Source organism: Spirosoma pollinicola (genome assembly GCF_002831565.1).
Taxonomy (GTDB): Bacteria; Bacteroidota; Bacteroidia; order Cytophagales; family Spirosomataceae; genus Spirosoma; species Spirosoma pollinicola.
Genome location: NZ_CP025096.1, coordinates 388,489 through 402,281, shown reverse-complemented (window position 1 = coordinate 402,281; position 13,793 = coordinate 388,489). Strand labels below are relative to the sequence as shown.

Here is a 13,793-nt window from a genome sequence, read left to right as displayed (position 1 = left end):
ATAAGTTTGTTACTTGAATGTGTCAACTTTTCATTCTAAATCTGGACGACTCTACTCGCTTCTCAAACTCTTTACCGGGTTGATCAGGGCCGCTTTGATACTTTGATAACTCACCGTGAGCAGCGTAATACCCAGGGCACCTGCGCCTGTTACCGCAAAAATCCACCAGGATATGTCGGTTCGGTATTCATATTTATGGAGCCAGTTGCTCAGGAAGTAATAAGCAAGGGGCGTGGCAATACCGAAAGCAATGGTAACCAACACCACAAAATCTTTAGAGAGTAAGCCCCACAAACTAAAGACTGAGGCTCCCAGCACTTTTCGTACACCAATCTCTTTGGTGCGCTGTTCGGCTACGAAAGAAGCCAGACCAAATATGCCCAGACAACTGATAAAGACGGCGAGCATAGCGAAGATTGAAGCGAGCTTGCCAATCCGTTCTTCGGTGGCAAATTTTAGGGCATATTGCTGATCGGTAAATTTGAAATCGAACGGACTGCCGGGATTGAATTTTCGAAAAACAGTTTCGATTTTGGCCAGTGATTCTGGTGCGCTTTGTTCCGGATTGAGTTTGATGTTTATAACACCCGCCCAGTTATAATCCAGCATAAAAACAGTTTGGACAACTGGTTCAAACGGCGATCCCATCACCATGTCTTTGATAACGCCCAATACCCGCATGGGTTTGCCATTCCATTTTACGATCATACCCACTGGCGAGCCGGTTTTCAAGCCCATGTACTTAGCCGCTGTTTCGTTCATGACCAGAGCTGCTGAATCGGTGGTGAAGTTTCGGGAAAAATCGCGGCCCTCTTTGAACTGCCAGCCAACCGTTTTGCCGAAGTCGTGGGTTACCGCAATAGTCCCGAATTGAGCTTTGAAATTTGGGTCTTTTCCTTCCCATTCGAATCCGCCATTTTGTGAATTCAAATCCGTTGCGGGTGTCGATGAAGTAGACATGTCTATAACGGCACCCGTTCGTAATAGCTCTTCCCGCAGAGCATTGTAATGAGTGTGCAACTCGGGTGTGTTCATGGTGATCGTAATCAACCCATTGCGATCATAACCGATCGGACGGTTTTTGGCATACTGAATCTGGCGAAAAACCAGAATGGTCCCAATAATGAGCGTAACCGAAACTGTAAACTGGATAACCACCAGCACCTTCCGGGGCATACTGGCAAAACGACCTACCCGAAAAGTGCCTTTCAGGACTTTTACCGGCTGAAACGAAGACAGGTAAAGCGCCGGGTAGCTACCCGCAATGATGCCTGTGAACAGGCTAAACCCGATGCCCGAAAGCCAGAACATAGGGTTGGTCCATAAGATGCCTAATTGCTTATCGGCCACTTCATTGAAGAGGGGAAGTACGAGAATGACCACCAGCATAGACAGGATAAACGCAAATGCAACAACCATCAGCGATTCGCTGAAAAACTGGCTGATGAGTTGGGCGCGTACCGACCCCACCGCTTTACGGATACCTACTTCTTTGGCCCGTTTTTCAGAGCGAGCAGTGCTCAGATTCATGAAGTTGATGCAGGCCAGCAGGAGGACGAACAGGCCAATAATACCGAAGAGCCAGACATACTGAATGCGTCCTTCCACGTTGCCCTGCTTATCCCAGCCGGTGTATAAGTGCCAGCGGCTCATAGGTTGTAGAAAAACTTCTGCTTTGTAGGGAGCCGTTTCCGGAACGTGCTTTACCCGTAAGCCTTTGATTTTGGCATTAACAGCGTCGAAAGTCGCGTTTGGCGCAATCTGAGTCAGTATTTGCCAGGAATTATTATTCCATTCTACATTGTCCTGTGCCCGCTTTACCCATTCCTCCGACGATACATATAGATCCCAGGGAGCAATGAAGTTCATGTCTCTGAACTCGGTATTGTAGGGCAAGTCTTCATATACGCCCGTCACTTTTACATTCAGTCTGTTGTCGATCTTTACGATTTTTCCCATCGGGTCGTCGCTCCCGAAAAGTGCCTGAGAAACGGACTCCGACAGCATAATCGACGCTGGATCCTTCAGGCCCGCCCGCGTGCCCCGAAGCATCTTCAATGTGAACATATCGGGCGCTTCCGGACTGAGGTAGTTTCCCTGTTTTGTGAATTTTTTGTCGCCAAAGGCCAGAATATGCTCTCTGGTCCAGGACGACATGACAACGTACGTAAAGTCGTCGGCAAAATCGGTGCGTAATTCATTGGCTAGTGGAAGAGGCATGTAGCCCCCTGCGCCAAACACTCCTTCAAATATGCCGCGTTGCATGACTTTAGCCACACGGTTATAATTCTGGTGGTATTTGTCGTAGGATAGTTCGTCGTAAATCCACAGCCCAATCAGCATGGCCACGGCCATACCTACCGCCAGCCCACCAATGTTAATAGCTGAATAGGCCTTGTTCTTGACAATATTTCGTAGAGCGATTTTGAGGTAGTTGCGTAGCATTGTTGTTGTTTTTGGTGTTGAGAACTGGGTTGGTTGTCGTCTAATTATTGAAGGCCGCACGTAGGCCAGCACATCGCGCCAGTAGCGTCGTCGGGCTTTTGCTTCTCCCAGGCGAGTGACCCGCAGCGCGTAGCGTTCGTGCAAATCGCCCAGCACCTCTTCCCGCAGGTGAGGGGCGCAGAACCATGTAAGCAGGTGGTCGGCTAAGCGGGGCGGTTTCATAATGGGGAATGAATAATGAATAATGGGGAATGGGTAATGAATAATGAAGGCAGGAGTTTTTACAGGTTGGATACATTTTTCATTAATTATTATCCATTGACCATTACCCATCACCTCCCTACAGTCAACTCCACTCTAGCCGGATGTTTGGAATGATACGATCCCAAAACCGGACACGTACTGCCTGCACTTCGCTCAGTACGCGACCACCAAGGGCCGTGATGGTAAATATCCGTTTCCGGCGGCCACCCCGTTCGGCTGTTGCCTCGCCCAGGACGGAGCTTAGGTAGCCTTTTTGTTCGAGCCGTTGCAGGGCGGCATGTACGGCACCAGTACTGACCGTCTGGCCCGTTTCCCGTTCCAGTTCTTCGGCAATCACGACCGAATAGGCTTTGGGAGTCAATACCGCCACAGCCAGTAGAACGACCTCTTCAAACTCGCCTAAATCACTCCGTCGCATGAGTCAATGGTTAAGATGCTGCGCTTTGTTTTATTTCCTCTATTTCTGTATGTCAAATGCGGTGCCAAAGAACAAAAGAGCCTTTCCTGTTTCAGGAAGGGCTCTTTTGTGAATGATTAGTGCTGCCTATTGTCCAGAAACGGACATTGTGCGAACAGAAACGGACAGAAATTTAGCCGCTGTTAGCTCTATTTGTCTACTACGTCATAATCTGTCAGTAACCCGTCGGATGTCAGATAGACCAGTATGTATTTAGAGGCTTTGTCCGAAGTGAGTTTATAGTTCAGTACATGCGCTACTTTGCCATCATGTCGCTCTATACCGCGACCAGTCACATCGGCATCACTAATGAACACAATGGATTTGAAACCTGCCAACTCCGGCACGCCACTGGCAAAGTCCCGGCGGGCACCGGGCGACATACCAGGAACATCGGCTACGCTTTTACCGCCCTGAATTGTTGCCTTCAGTGCCGTCTCAATTTGATGGGTACGGGCTTCGTTCGAGTCTTTATTGGGTTTTAGCATATTCAGAAGTGGACCGATGCGCGGTATTGTTCGTTCGTCTGTACCGTGTTTCCATACCAGCCCGGTTATTTTTCCGGTTTCATCCGGTGTAACTGTCAAATAGGCATCACGATCTACCGATACAAACCGAGTTGGCGTTTCGGGGACAAATTCTTCATCGGCAAAACCATCCACGAGCGTTACCAGCCGACCCTTATCGGCCATGAACGTGATCATTCGGTTATTGGCAAACTCATAGCGCCCCTCGTAAGCCGCCAGCGTTTTAGCCTCTACCGCAACCGCTTTGCGCTCGATGGCCGTCGTTACTTTATAACCCGTCCAGTTGTATTTTTTAGCTACGGCATCCACAATCCGTCCCATCATTCGGGAGTTATCGTTGGCGTTGATCATAATAGCCACACCCTGCCCGGTTTCGACACCGGCAGTGAGCAGCGCATCGAAACCCTCATCGCGGCCATTGTGACCAAAACGCATTGTGTGGCCTTCGCCCTCCAGAAAAACGCCCAGCCCGTCGTTGTCTTTTTGATCGGTGAGCATTTGCCGGGTCATTTCCTGCGACAGGACGGCCTTCGGTTTCCCGGCGAACGCCTGTTGAATGCCGATGGCAAAACGTGCCAGGTCAGACGGTGTCGTCCAGAGTCCGGCAGCGGCCATTTCGGGGTAAATATGCCAACGTCCTTTTACTTCGCTTCGGTCTCCATAATAGCCTGTAGCTGTCAATTTGGCTTTGTCAGCAGGCAATGGTTGTTGATACGTGCTTTCAGCCATGCCCATTGGCCCCAACACCGTTTCCTTCATAAACTGAGGGAAGGGTTTGCCGGTCACGTCCAGCATGAGTTGCTGCATGACGGTGTAGCCCCCACCCGAATACCGCCATTTGGTTCCGGGCACAAAATCGACCCGAACGGGAGCTGTATTGGCGGGAGCTGTTCCGTTGAGAATTTGCGGGATTGTTGGTATCGGTTTACCGACTTCATAGCCAGGAAAGCCATGAACCGTTAGCCCCGTTGTGTGGCTGAGCAACCCGCGCAGGGTTACTTTTTTGTCTTTCGTAAACTCATTTTCCGGCACTTTCCAGGTACGTAGCTTCACGTTCACGTCTTCGTCGAGTGATAATTTGCCCGCTTCTGTCAGGTACAACGCGCCAGCAGCCGCCACCGATTTACTGATGGACCCTGCCTGAAACAGGGTGGCCGTTGTGAGGGGTGTCGTTCCATTTTTAGTCGCTGAGCCATACGTCATAGCCTTCACAATCTTGCCATCCTGAATGATGGCGATTGACAAACCGGGTACGTGTCGTTTTCGTAACTGGTCACGAATGAAATCGTCCAGATCGTCGGCGAGGACCGGCGAAACGAGGAGGAGTAAGGAAATGACAGCGAGAGGATGACGCATAAACATGTAGTAAGAAAGAGTACGGGTAAAGGACAGCAAGAATAAGAAATAGTTGCGTGTAAGTCTGGGCCAAGCGCTGGCATGGCCTTTGTTATTTCTAGGGCCAAGCCAGCGCTTAGGCCAAACAAACTACTCATTCCGCAAACTTTTCACCGGGTTGGCAATGGCCGCTTTGATGCTCTGGAAACTGATGGTGAGCAAGGCAATGCAAACGGCCATCAATCCGGCCAGAGCGGGCATCCACCACTCGAAATCGGTTTTATAGGCAAAGCTTTGCAGCCACTGGTTCATGGCGTACCAGGCGATTGGGGAGGCTATGACGAGGGCAATCAGCACCAGTCTCAGGAAGTCTTTGGATAGCAGGGCCACAATGCTGGTGACCGAAGCACCCAATACCTTCCGAATGCCGATTTCCTTGGTGCGCTGTTCTGCCGTAAACGCGGTCAGGCCGAATAAGCCGAGGCAGGAAACCAGAATTGTGAGGATGGCAAAGTAGAGAATAACCCGACCGATACGTTGTTCGGACTGGTACTGCTTATCAAGATCCTGATCAACGAAGCCATAAGAGATGGGGGTGCTAGGGTCTAGTTTTTTGTATACGCCGGCTACATCAGTCAGGGTGTGGGCTACTAGATTGGGTTTAGTTTTAACCAATAGCGTGAAATAAAACTCCTTGGGCCGAAACCGGAAAATAAACGGTTCTATACTAACGCGCAGGGGACGGAAATGGAAGTCTTTCACGACACCGATGATGAAGCCATCCGTTCCCCAAAACTTGACCCGTTTGCCCAGTGCTTTAGCGGGTGTCCAGCCCATACGTTTGGCCGCCGTTTCGTTGATCATGTAAGCCCCGAGTTTGCCTAGTGTATCGCTCGTAATCTGAGCCGAGAAATTCCGCCCCGCTGCTATCGACATGCCGGTTGTCTTTATAAAGTCGGCGTCTATGTTCATCTGAGTGATCAAAAATTCATCTTTTGGCATCTGGCCTTCCCATTCAATAGTTGTACTATTATTCATGTCGACCAGATTGCTCGTGGCAGCGGACGTCTGTTCCACCCCCGGCAATTGCGCCACTTCAGTCTTGAATCGCTGGGCATTTTGTTTCAAATCGCCTTTGAGCCCAACGTAGAGCAATTGTGATTTATCGAATCCCAGTTTGGTGCTCTGCAAATAAGCTAGTTGTCGATAGATGACTACCGTACTGATGGCCAGTGCAATAGATAGAACAAATTGGCCCACCACTAGTGATTGCCGAAGACTCAGCCCTGTTCGTGCATTGGCAAATTGACCAGCGATACCCGTTTTTAATACGCTGACAGGCCGGAATGACGAAAGGAAGAACGCAGGATAAAGGCCCGTCAATAAACTGACTACGACAGTCAGACCAATCAATACGAGCCAGAAGGCCGGAAGCTGATAGGGGATTTTCAGCGTTTTAGTAGTCAGGTCATTGAATACGGGCAGTAGTAGTTCGGCCAGAAACAGAGCCGCCAGCATGGCAAGGCTCGTCATCAGGAAGGCTTCTCCTAAAAACTGGGCAATTAAACTTGACCGCTGTGCCCCAACGCTTTTGCGGACGCCCACTTCTTTTGCCCGCTGCGACGCCCGTGCGGTTGCTAAATTGATGAAGTTAACTACGGCAATAAGCAGCACAATGAGCCCAACGGCCACAAAGATGCGGATGTAGGCGATGTCGCTGCGTTTGCCATAATCGGTTTGGAAGGCAAATTTCGAATACAGATAAATGTCCGATAAGGGTTGTAAAAGCAGTGGCGTTTCATTCCTTGAATCGTATCGCTTAAGCTGCTCCCGAATTTTGGTGCCGAAGAAGACTGGGCTGACCGCTTCCCTGACTGCATCTGGCCGGAGTTGAACGTAGGTGTGGTAGCTGTTGCTGTTCCATTTCATACTCCATTCGTCGTTGCGTTCGAGCCACTTGAATGGAATCAGCACATCAAACTGGATACTCGACTGAATGGGCGGATTTTTGGCTACACCCACCAGCTTGAGTACCTGTTCATTATTGAGTTTAATGGATTGCCCCAACACATTCTTCTGACGCCAGTCGGGACCAAAAAAACGTTCGGCGGCAGCTTCACTAAAAACCACTTCGTTGGGTCCCCGGAAAACTGTGCTGGTATCGCCCAACACGAGTGGGTACGTGAACAGGGTGAAAAAGCTGGGATCAACAATCAAAAAATGCTCCGGCTCGATCAGGTGGCGGCCCTGCGTCAGTAGCCCGTTCCACCGACCAACACGGGTAGTACGCTGTACTTCCGGAAAGTCCTTCGTAAGGGTAGCAGCCAGCGGACCCGGTGTAGTCGCTACATCGAAAATACCTTCGGGCTGTTTCTGTCGTTCAACAATCCGGTAAATATGCCTGTAATTGGCGTTGAACCGGTCGTAACTGAATTCGTCATACACATAAAGGCTGATGAGCAGGCAGCAGGCTATACCCAGCGCTAATCCGCCAATGTTAATGCCCGAATAGACCTTGTTCTTAACAAGATTTCTGAATCCGATTTTAACGTAATTGCGAAGCATATCGGGGTTTAGGCTATAGGTGGTCCGGTATTCCGGTCTTGAATAATGCTGTTTTTTCGGTTTCGCCAGTGGCCGCAACAATTTCAGCACACTGAGTATATCGCCAGTTGGCGCGTCGTTTGCCAACCGTTTCCACCCAATAGGCATACAGTTCGAGCAGGTCGCCCTGCACTTCTTCGAGTGTATCGGGATGTCCATAGGTTTCGATTAGCTTTTGTGCCCAGCGGGGTGGTTGCATAATTTATAATGAATAATGTACAATGAGTACTGGCTACTGATGGCGCTTGACCGGGAATGAGGGTTCGTTCCATTGGCCAGTGTTCATTATCCAATGATCACTCCGACCGTAACGTTTTAACGGGATTCATCAGAGCCGCTTTTACACTCTGGAAACCAACTGTCAGTAAAGCAATGCCAATGGCCAGTAAAGCGGTCAGTACGAACACCCACCACTCAATGTCAATTCGATAGGCGAAATCCTGTAACCATTTGTCCATTCCATACCAGGCTAAAGGTGAGGCAATCAGGATGGCAATAATCACCAGTTTCAGGAAGCCTTTTGATAGTAAGGCCACTATGCCTGTCACGCTCGCTCCTAAAATCTTTCGTATGCCAATTTCTTTGGTACGTTGATAAGCCATCAGCGTTGCCAGTCCGAACAAGCCAAGACAACTGATCAGGATAGCGATTCCCGTTGCCAGATTAACAACCCTGGATAGTTGCCGCTCCTGCTTGTAAAACTCCTCCAGCGTCTGGTCGTAAAATTTGTAGTCGAACGGATCATCCGGATAAAATTGCTTCCAGACTGTGTTGATTTCGGCTAATGTATGTTGCCAGTTTTCCGGATTACCCGATGCCAGTTTGATATTGAACGTGTTGGCGTTTTCGCGATTTGTCATCAGGGCTGTCGGCTGAATTTTTTCCTTGAAGGAGCGGGTGTGAAAATCGCGAACCACTCCCACAATGGGCACTGTCCGGTTCGCATCGCCACCGTTCTCTTTGATTATGGCTCCAATGGCATCCTGAGGTCGCTCGAAGCCGAACGCTTTAACAGCTGTTTCGTTCAGGACATACTCCCGAACGGTATCACTCGGTTGCAGGTTTCGGCCGGCCAGTAGCGGAAGTTTATAGAAGGGAATAAAATCGGTGTCTACATGTTTACGGAAGATATTCAGCTCAACCTTGCCTTTTTTACCGACGTACTGATGAACATTGCTCGAATACCCACTCGATGCGGGTTGATCGCCCAGGCTAACCGCCGATATGCCGGGTAGTTTTTGTAATTCCTGCTTGAGCGCAAAACGCCTGTTTGCCCGGTTGGTTTCGTCTGGTTTCCAGGGGGTAGAGGCCGTTACAACAGCGTCACGCACAAACCCCAGATCGGCCTGTAATGAGTAGTTTAACTGCTGGTTGACGATGAAGGAGCCGACAATGAACAGTTGCGCAATAAAAAACTGAAAGACGATCAAACTTTTACGGAGCGTTAGCCGGTTGGACCCTTCCGTTACGGCATAGCCCGTTTGGCCTCGCAGGACAGCTACCGGTTGAAACCGGGTAATAAGCCAGGCCGGATACAGGCCCGACAGTAACGTTACACTGATCAGGAGGCCAGCCAGAAATAAAACAAGCCATGGCCAATTGATGTGCTGGTCGATACCTTCCGGAATTAAATCGCTGAATTTTGTGAAAAAGAAGTTCGAAAAGACGAAAGCCAGACCAAAGGCTAATAACGTAATGGCGGCTGTTTCACCTAGAAACTGAACGATAAGCGGCCGACGGCGGCTACCTAATACTTTACGAATACCAATCTCGCGGGCTCGTTGTGGCACTTGCGCCGAGGCCATATTTACATAATTAACAACCGCCAGCGCCAGTATAAATCCTGCCAGGCCAATTAAGCCGTATAAGACATTTTTGTTGGCCCGACGGGCTCGTTCACGATAGTCGATCCCGAAATGGAGATCGGCCAGCGGTTGCAGGAGGTGCCATCGTTTAAAGGAACCCCATTGTTTCAGAATCTCGTTTGAGTATTTACCGGACAGCAGGTTGACCTGTTTTTCTAGTTGCTTTGGGTCTGCTTTATCCGAAAGCATCAGAAAAAGCTGGACATCGGAATTTGTATTTCCCCACTCATTTTTCCCGATTTCTTTTTTGATTGTCGGAATCGATAGAAATTCCTGGCCCGTAAAATCAGATGCGTACGGCAGATCGGCCACAACACCGGCAATTTGCACATTGACTGAATCCCAGTAAGTTATAGTCTTATTTATGAGTTGCTGGGGTAATAATCCGGGGAAATACTGAGCCGCCCGGCTTTGGGTAATAACGACCTGATTAGGCCGGGAGAGTGCCCGGCGGGCATTGCCAGCCAGCCATTGGTACGGTACCATCCGGAAGTAGTTGGAATCGGTAGCGATTACATTTTTTACATCCGTAAACTGTACCGGTTTACCCGTTAGCTGCGGAATCTGAACGTGTTCAATCCCTTCTTCCCATATTGGAATAGCCCGGTCGACACCACTGAGTTCCTTTCGAACGGCATTAGCCATGGGAAGGGGGGAGCCCGGATTTCCCTGTTCCTTTCCGTCAAACACAAACCGACTGACCACTCGTACAATTCGGTCCCGATTGGGGTTTTGGGTATCGAAGCTGAAATCGAAGGAAACAATGCGGTAGATGACCCAGCAAGCGCTTAATCCGATGGATAGGCCGACAACATTGAGCGCCGTAAAAAGTCGATTACGCCATAGTTGACGCCGGGCTATTTTGATATAGTTGAGGATCATGGTTATACTAAATGAATAAGGGGAGGTATACTGCTCCTTTCTTTTCAGGCTAGCCAATGGCCGTAGCAATTTCAGAGCACTCAATGCATATCGCCAGTTGGCGCGTCGTTCGCCCACGGTTTCTACCCAGTAGTTATACAGTTCGAGCAAGTCGCCCTGCACTTCTTCGAGCGTATCGGGGTGGCCCCACCAACTCAGGAGTTTGGTTGCCCAGCGGGGTGGTTTCATCGTAGATAATGAATAATAGACAATGAGTAGTGAAAAACGTAAAACAGATAATGGAAGTGGAACGGCTGATCTACAGACTATTGTACATTTACCATTGGTTTACCCGCCCATGAGTTGCAGCGTTTGGGGTGGGAGGGCATTCCATAACTCTTCCCGCACTTGTTTGACATCCTGCAAGGCTCGTCGACCGGCGACCGTAACGGTAAAGAATCGCTTTCGTCGGCCACCGCGTTCGGCTGTTGCACCACCCATGTGAGAGCTTAAAAAACCTTTCTCAGCCAGCCGTTGCAGCGTCGTGTGAACCGTGCTGAAACCGACAGTCCGCCCCGTTTTCTGTTCGATCTCCTGCGTAACGTTTACGCCATACGCTCCCTCGTCCAGTACCGCAACGGTGAGTAGCACAATCTCTTCAAACTCTCCTAAAAAGGCCCGTTTCATACCAAAAGTTATTTGCTACGATAATGTCGATCAAATGCGATGCCAACTCATAAAATTACTGTTGGTTGACTGGAATCGCCATAAATGACTTATAGACGGTGAGTGAAGTGTCCGTTTCTGGACACGGTTTGTCCGTAAAACGGACAAGGCAGCCCGACGTTCGGGCTGCCTTGTTTTAACCATATCGACAAGACTATTACTCCGCGCTTCGCAGACTTTTCACGGGATTCATCAGGGCGGCTTTGATACTCTGGAAACTTACGGTGAGTTGAGCGATGGCGATGGCCATGATGCCCGCCAATGCGAAGACCCACCAGCTGATGTCGATTCGATAGGCGAAGTCTTTGAGCCACTGATGCATGGCCCACCACGCCAGGGGAGACGCAATGAGAATGGCAATCATCACCAGCTTTAAAAAATCCTTCGAGAGAAGGGCGACGATGTTGGGCACCGAGGCTCCAAGCACTTTGCGAACCCCAATTTCTTTCGTGCGTTGCTCGGCCGTAAACATGGCCAGGCCAAACAAACCCAGGCAGGCGATAAATATGGCGATAATGGCGAAGGCGTTGGCCAGTGTACCAATCAGCGTTTCGCTTTTGTACTGCTCCTTGAAACTTTCGTCGGCAAATTTATAATCGAATGGATAGGCTGGGTTAAATTGTTTGGCCAGTCGTTCCATACTCTTGAGCGCCTTTTCTGTCTGGCCGGGGGTTGTACGCACCAGCAGGGTGTTGTTCGTCGAGTCTAACCGCAAAATGAGGGGCTCAATGGCAACACGCAGGGAGTTCAGGTGGAAGTTCCTGATCAGGCCGACGATCTTCCCTGACTTATTCCAGAATTTTAAATCCTGACCCACGGCCTGTTTCATACCCATACGTCGGGCTGCTTCTTCATTGACAATGTAATTGGTGCTATCCGTTATCGTACCCTTTGAAAACTCGCGGCCGTCGAGCAGCTTAATTTTCATGGTCTTTACGAAGTCATAGCTGATGGGCAACTGTGTAAACAGTGTCTTGTCACCTTCGGGCTTTCCTGTCCATTCGACGCCGGTAGTTGAACTGCCAATTTGCATGGGGTCATTGCCCGCCGACGATACCGACTGAATGCCGGGGGCATGTATCAGTTCTTCCCGGAAAGCATCAAACCGTTTTTGTAAATCACCTTCCAGATCCATATAAACCACATTCTCCCGGTCAAGTCCCAGGTTTTTCGTGCGTATATAGTCAATCTGGCGACCAGCGATCAGCGTCCCGATAATCAGGAGCAGGGAAAGAGCAAATTGAAAAACGACTAGCCCCTGTCGAAACAGTACGGCCCCCGTGTTAAACCGAAGTGTGCCTTTTAAAACCTTAACCGGTTGAAGGGACGACAAGAACAGGGCAGGATAACTGCCCGACACAAGCCCGGTTATTAGCGCCAGCCCAAGAAGGGTGAGCCAGTAAAAAGGATTCGTATACTGAATGTCTATATGTTTCTCCGTCAGCGTATTGAAGCTTGGAAGCAGTACCTGAACCAGAATAATGGCAACGAGCAGGGAAAAGAGGGCCGTTAGTATCGCTTCGCCAACGAATTGACCCACCAGATATGAACCTTCGGCCCCAACAACCTTCCGGATACCGACTTCCTTTGCCCGTTTGGCCGAGCGGGCCGTAGCCAGATTCATGAAGTTGATACAGGCAATGATGAGCAGGAATAGAGCGACAATGGTGAAAATCCGAACGTATTCGATCCGCCCGCCATCGGGTTTACCATTCGTGAATTTCGATTGTAGATACGCTTTCTCATAAGGGAACATGAACGTCGTGATGGTCGTCACGTTCTTGTCGTGCTTCTTGATGAAGTTCAGGATTTTGGCATTAACAGCGTCTACATTAGCGCCGGGGCTCAGCATCACATAGGTACGAATACCGTTGTTATCCCATTTTTCGAGCCAATTATTTTCCTTCTCATACGGGGCTTCGGGTAAGACAAAGTCAAACTTAAGGGAGGATGTTTCGGGGATGTCCTTCACCACCCCCGTTACTTTATGATCCTCTTTGTTATCGACCCGAACCATCCGCCCAAGGACATCGGTTCGACCGAAAAGCTTTTGAGCCGCTTTTTCGGAGATAACGATAGACGTTGGCTCCGCAATGGCTGTTTTTGGGTCGCCATGCACGAATGGAAACGAAAAAACCTGAAATAAATCGGGGCTCGAATACCGACCTTTCTCCTTGTAAGCTTTCTCGCCAACCGAGAGCAGGTGTTCCTCCTGCCAAGTAACCTTAACGCTAAGTACTACTTCCGGAACGTCAGCTTTAAGCGCGAAGGCCAGCGGACCAGGTGTAGATGGCGTAGTACTGATATCATTGCCTGTCCATTGCTGGTTCTCCAATACTGCATAGATGTTCGGGCCGTTGGTGTGAAACTGGTCGATACTGCGTTCGTCCTGCACCCAGAGTAAAATGAGCAGGCTGCTGGTCATGCCAAGGGCAAGGCCCAGCACATTGATAAAGGAGAAGGTTTTACTTTTGGCAATGTTACGCCAGGCGATTTTGAGATAGTTTCGGAACATGCTTTCCAGCGGTTGAGGACATAGATGCCAGAAAGACGCAGGAAATCCTGTTCCGTTGCTTCACCTACGCACAACATCGGCGAATCTCCTGCTTACTATATGTAGCCTTTGTTTTAGAATAAGTATCCGGTATAACATAACAGAATAGTAATAACTTTTTGTAGTTTGTATGTTGGTTAAATTAAGTTATTTGT

Annotated in this window: 8 protein-coding genes; all 8 read right to left on the bottom strand. The window is 49.5% G+C overall.

Features of this window, described 5'->3' with window-relative positions; all coding sequences use genetic code 11:
* Nucleotides 1-51 precede the first annotated feature (51 nt).
* The 8 genes from CWM47_RS01600 to CWM47_RS01565 all read right to left on the bottom strand — a co-directional run bounded on the left by CWM47_RS01600 (nt 52) and on the right by CWM47_RS01565 (nt 13,599).
* Complete coding sequence (locus tag CWM47_RS01600; protein ID WP_240625672.1) at nt 52-2,667, bottom strand: ABC transporter permease; 2,616 nt, start codon at nt 2,665-2,667, stop codon at nt 52-54.
* Nucleotides 2,668-2,791: 124 nt separating this feature from the next.
* Nucleotides 2,792-3,127, bottom strand: coding sequence for a PadR family transcriptional regulator (locus CWM47_RS01595; protein ID WP_100986049.1), 336 nt, complete (start codon nt 3,125-3,127; stop codon nt 2,792-2,794).
* A gap of 188 nt (nt 3,128-3,315) precedes the next feature.
* Complete coding sequence (locus CWM47_RS01590; protein WP_157815873.1) at nt 3,316-5,049, bottom strand: serine hydrolase; 1,734 nt, start codon at nt 5,047-5,049, stop codon at nt 3,316-3,318.
* Between the two features lie 129 nt (nt 5,050-5,178).
* Entirely contained in the window at nt 5,179-7,593 is a 2,415-nt protein-coding gene (locus CWM47_RS01585) for an ABC transporter permease (protein WP_100986047.1), read from the bottom strand.
* A 13-nt stretch (nt 7,594-7,606) separates the two neighbouring features.
* Complete coding sequence (locus tag CWM47_RS01580; protein ID WP_100986046.1) at nt 7,607-7,831, bottom strand: permease prefix domain 2-containing transporter; 225 nt, start codon at nt 7,829-7,831, stop codon at nt 7,607-7,609.
* Nucleotides 7,832-7,928: 97 nt separating this feature from the next.
* Nucleotides 7,929-10,607, bottom strand: a complete 2,679-nt coding sequence (locus CWM47_RS01575) for a permease prefix domain 2-containing transporter (RefSeq protein ID WP_100986045.1) — start codon at nt 10,605-10,607, stop codon at nt 7,929-7,931.
* Between the two features lie 99 nt (nt 10,608-10,706).
* A complete protein-coding gene (locus tag CWM47_RS01570) occupies nt 10,707-11,045 on the bottom strand; it encodes a PadR family transcriptional regulator (protein ID WP_100986044.1) in 339 nt (112 codons plus the stop codon).
* A 196-nt stretch (nt 11,046-11,241) separates the two neighbouring features.
* Nucleotides 11,242-13,599 (bottom strand): ABC transporter permease, encoded by a 2,358-nt coding sequence (locus CWM47_RS01565; protein WP_100986043.1) that lies wholly within the window; start codon nt 13,597-13,599, stop codon nt 11,242-11,244.
* Nucleotides 13,600-13,793 lie beyond the last annotated feature (194 nt).

Excerpts from the sequence above, each read along its gene's own strand:
- CWM47_RS01600 (WP_240625672.1), bottom strand. The coding sequence starts at position 2,667 with ATGAAACCGCCCCGCTTAGCCGACCACCTGCTTACATGGTTCTGCGCC.
- CWM47_RS01595 (WP_100986049.1), bottom strand. The coding sequence starts at position 3,127 with ATGCGACGGAGTGATTTAGGCGAGTTTGAAGAGGTCGTTCTACTGGCT.
- CWM47_RS01590 (WP_157815873.1), bottom strand. The coding sequence starts at position 5,049 with ATGCGTCATCCTCTCGCTGTCATTTCCTTACTCCTCCTCGTTTCGCCG.
- CWM47_RS01585 (WP_100986047.1), bottom strand. The coding sequence starts at position 7,593 with ATGCTTCGCAATTACGTTAAAATCGGATTCAGAAATCTTGTTAAGAAC.
- CWM47_RS01580 (WP_100986046.1), bottom strand. The coding sequence starts at position 7,831 with ATGCAACCACCCCGCTGGGCACAAAAGCTAATCGAAACCTATGGACAT.
- CWM47_RS01575 (WP_100986045.1), bottom strand. The coding sequence starts at position 10,607 with ATGAAACCACCCCGCTGGGCAACCAAACTCCTGAGTTGGTGGGGCCAC.
- CWM47_RS01570 (WP_100986044.1), bottom strand. The coding sequence starts at position 11,045 with ATGAAACGGGCCTTTTTAGGAGAGTTTGAAGAGATTGTGCTACTCACC.
- CWM47_RS01565 (WP_100986043.1), bottom strand. The coding sequence starts at position 13,599 with ATGTTCCGAAACTATCTCAAAATCGCCTGGCGTAACATTGCCAAAAGT.